Genomic DNA, 3,855 nt, shown 5'->3' on the forward strand with positions numbered 1-3,855 from the left:
CTCCATTCGGAGACTTGCCCCCGTTCATCCCAGACCCGGACCTTCCACCAATATTGCCGCTCCGATTGAAGTTCCTGTCCCGCGTAGACGACATGAACGGAGCTGCGGGACTCTACCTTGCCGCTGTCCCAGCAATCTCCTTCGCCGCCGGCGAGCTTGTCGCGCGAAGAAGACACCAGCACTTGATAGGCCGCTTGCCTCGCGCCTCGTTCATGGGACTCCAGCTTCCAAAAAAGGCGGGGAGCCCGAACGTCGATTCCGACGGGATTGACTTCGTATTCCGTCTTGCAAGTTAAGATTCGCATAGGCCTGTTAGCCCTCCTTGTGTGATGAATAGGCGCGCCGGATTGCGGCCGCCCGCGATTCGTCGTTCCAGAACGGCTTGAGCCGAACGGTATATGTCATGCTTTCGGCGGATATCAAATAGGACGGCAGGGTCGGCGCGTAGCCGCAGCTATGGTTGCCGAGTCCCGATTGTCTCCAATCCGCCAGAACTTCGATTTCGTCCGACGGGACAAGGTCGGCATGATGGCTCGTTTCGCCGAGCGCCTTCGTCCCGTATCGGTTGACGCCCAATTGTCCCAGCATTCCCTCCGCGGCTCCCGCCACGAGCAAACCGGCGCCCCCGGCTTCGGCGATCGTCGCCCAGCGCACGTCCGCCTTGCTTCCGCTCTCTTGAGGCTTGATATACGGTACGAATTGTTCCGAAACCTTGCCTTCGTAGACGCCGAGCTTGCCGCTCGCCTTGCGGTCGGGGTAACATTCGTGCGGGCCTCTGCCGAACCAGGCGAAACGGTCGAACGACTTCGCCATCGCGAACCGCATGCCCGCTCTGGGCAGCGGCGGCAGATCCTCCTTCAGGGGGATGATCCGGTTATCCAGTCTTACGTCGCCATTGCCGCCAATCGTGTACAGCTGCTCCGTCCGGAACAACATGCGGGCCCCTTTGACGCCCAGCATGGATTCCACTTCGATCCGAACGGCTGATCCGCCTTCGGCGATCTCCGAATCGACTCGACGAACATAGGCGGTTAACTCGTGATAACCCGCCTCTCGCCACCGCTTCGCCAGATGGACGTCGTTGTCCACCGGCGCACGCCATAGATGGATGGCGGGCCCCTTCGTCAGCAAGGACGTGCCCCTGCATTCCCAGGCGACGATCTCCCCGGCCAGCTTGTCGAAGACCAAGGCGAAGCCGTCTCCGGCAACCGATAGAGCGGCATCGTTCTCCGTCAGCGACAATCCGTTCTCCGTACGCGACAATTCGCTCTCCGGCTTCGCGACAACGGCATTTGCCGCCTTTTCCCTGGCTGCCGCGGCTTCCGTGCTTCCGGAACGAGTCAGCTGCACGTCGACCCAGGCGACCTCGTGTCCCGCTTCCGCCCATGCCGCGTGCTCGCGAAGAACGAAGCTGACATGGAGCCAATATTCTCCCCCGCCTGACGGCACGGAGCGATAAGGAATCGCGACGAGCTCCTCGTCCCCCGGAGAAATCGGCAAAGGCGGCAGCTCGCCCTCCTCTATGGCGTCGCCGTTGCGATAAACCCGCCAACGGAGAATGAGATGCTCCAGCGTGACCGAATCATAGCGATTGCCTATCCGCAATATCCCTGTTTCTGGTTCGACCGGCCGCACGACGACGGGTTCGATCGCCTTTTTGAATTCGGTTAAAGCCGGCTTGGGCGACCGGTCGGGGAACAACAACCCGTCGATGCAGAAGTGGCCGCTATGCGGTTCGTCGCCGAAGTCGCCTCCGTACGCGTACCGCTGACCGCCATCATCCGTCTTGCGGCGAATTGCGAGATCGGACCATTCCCAGATGAGGCCTCCGCAGAGACGGGGATATCGATAGACGGCGTCCCAATATTCCTGCTGGTTGCCCAGCGCGTTGCCCATCGCATGACCGAATTCCACCATCAGATATGGGCGCGAATCCTCCTTCTCCCCTTCGGCGATCAACATGTCCACGGAAGGATACATGGAGCTGACGATATCTACGACGGGAGCCTCTCCCGCCCGCTCGTAATGAATGGGACGCGTGGGATCCGCCGCCCTGGTCCAAGCGGCCATGGCGTCGTGGTTGGCGCCGTAACCCGATTCGTTGCCAAGCGACCAAACGATGACGGAAGGATGGTTCTTGTCCCTCTCCACCAGCCGCGCCATTCGGTCCAGGAAAGCTTCCTTCCAAGCGGGATCCTCGGCCAGCGTGCTTTCGAACGCGGTTTTCTCGTCGGGATTGTTTATCCAGCGGCTGATCTCTCCCAGAAACACGCAGCCGTGCGTCTCCAGATCCGCTTCGTCGATGACGTACAGCCCGTAGCGGTCGCATAAGTCGAGCCAACGTTCGTCGTTGGGATAATGCGAGCAGCGAACAGTATTGATATTGTGCTGCTTCATTAACGTAATGTCCCGGATCATGTCCTCCATCGTCGTCACGTGGCCGAGATCGGGATGGAATTCATTGCGGTTCACTCCGCGAATAATGATGGGGTTTCCGTTGACGAGCACCTTACCGTCCTTCACCTGAACGTCGCGGAAGCCGACGGAAAAGCGCTGTACTTCGGCTACCTTGCCCTCCCCATCCTTCAAAGTCAGCAGAAGCGTATAGAGAGCCGGCCGTTCCGCCGACCAAAGCTCGGGGGCGACAACGGGAAGCTCGGCGCCGACGACGGTTTCTTCTCCAGGGGCAGGACCGGCTGCGGCAATTGCCGCGCTTGCAATGGCCTCCATGGACGGCCCCAATAGTTTCGCTTCAAGACGGCAAGACTCCGCGCTTCCTTGCGACCGGTTGCGTATCGTGACGGCAACCTCCAGGGCGCCTTCTCGGTACGAGTCGCGGAGCCTGGTGACCAGCTTGACGTCGAATAGATGCGTACCCGGCACGGACAACAGATGCACGTTCCGGAATATGCCGCTCAGACGCCACTTGTCCTGATCCTCGAGATAACTGCCCGTCGACCATTGATAGACGCGGACCGCCAGCTTGTTCTCGCCCTTGCGGACAAGCGACGTAATATCGAATTCCATGCGATTGTGGCTGCCTTGGCCGAAGCCAGCCTCCTCTTCGTTCACCCACAGATGGAACGCCGCGTCGACGCCATCGAAAGCCAGAACGAGACATCGCTTCAGCCATTTGTCTCCTAAAGAGAACGTCGTAACATAGCAGCCAGTGGGATTCCGCTTGGGAATATACGGGGGATCCACCGGGAACGGATATTTGCTGCTGCTGTACAGGGGCACGCCGTAGCCGTGCAGCTGCCAATTGCTTGGAACCGGCAGCGTCGCCCAGTCTTCGCAGCTATATGAAAGCTCGTGAAATCCAGCCGGAGCTTCAACTGGACTTTCCGCGTAATGAAATTTCCAATCGCCGCTCAGGCAGCGATAATAGGGGGAAGCCGAACCATCGTTTTCGAGCGCAGACCGTTCATCCGCGAACGGAACGGCAGCGGCTCTGGGCCGTTCTGTCCCCCGCTGAAGCACGTTTAAATTCTCATAATCGGGCAAGCTTGCGGCCTCCCGTCTTGTTCGTTTCATCGTCTCCCGCCTCCTGACCATTAACCTCTCGCCCCCGATGCCATTCCCAGTCGCACTCGCTCCAGGAAGTCGTCGCTTCCCACCTGTCCCCCTTTGAGCACCAGCTCCAGCCCGTCGATGGACGGATCATGACAATGGGCTTGGCATAACGGTCCTCCCGGCTCGATCGCAGCTTTGCATTCCAGAGCGTAAATGCCGATCGTCCGCGAGACGTACCCCGACGTATCCCCACCGGCGATGACGATGCGGGAAATGCCGGCTTCTGCAACGACCTGCCGGCAAATTGCGCCAAGCGCCTTGCCGAGCAGGCGGCTGCTTGCC

The 3,855-nt window shown here is 60.0% G+C and carries 3 protein-coding genes; all 3 read right to left on the reverse strand.

From position 1 onward, the window contains the following. A partial coding sequence (locus PAT3040_RS37055) for a glycoside hydrolase family 78 protein (RefSeq protein ID WP_444980820.1) occupies positions 1 to 305 on the reverse strand: 305 nt, incomplete at its 3' end. Positions 306 to 312: 7 nt separating this feature from the next. Then, positions 313 to 3,534 carry a glycoside hydrolase family 2 TIM barrel-domain containing protein gene (locus PAT3040_RS14320; RefSeq protein WP_108993266.1) on the reverse strand — a complete coding sequence of 1,074 codons (3,222 nt, stop codon included), beginning with the start codon at positions 3,532 to 3,534 and terminating at the stop codon, positions 313 to 315. A 20-nt stretch (positions 3,535 to 3,554) separates the two neighbouring features. Continuing rightward, positions 3,555 to 3,855: nucleotide-binding domain containing protein (locus tag PAT3040_RS14325; RefSeq protein ID WP_305778778.1), on the reverse strand; the 301-nt coding region annotated here is incomplete at its 5' end.

The sequence above is a fragment of the Paenibacillus agaridevorans genome (genome assembly GCF_003112455.1).
GTDB classification, from domain to species: Bacteria; Bacillota; Bacilli; order Paenibacillales; family Paenibacillaceae; genus Pristimantibacillus; species Pristimantibacillus agaridevorans.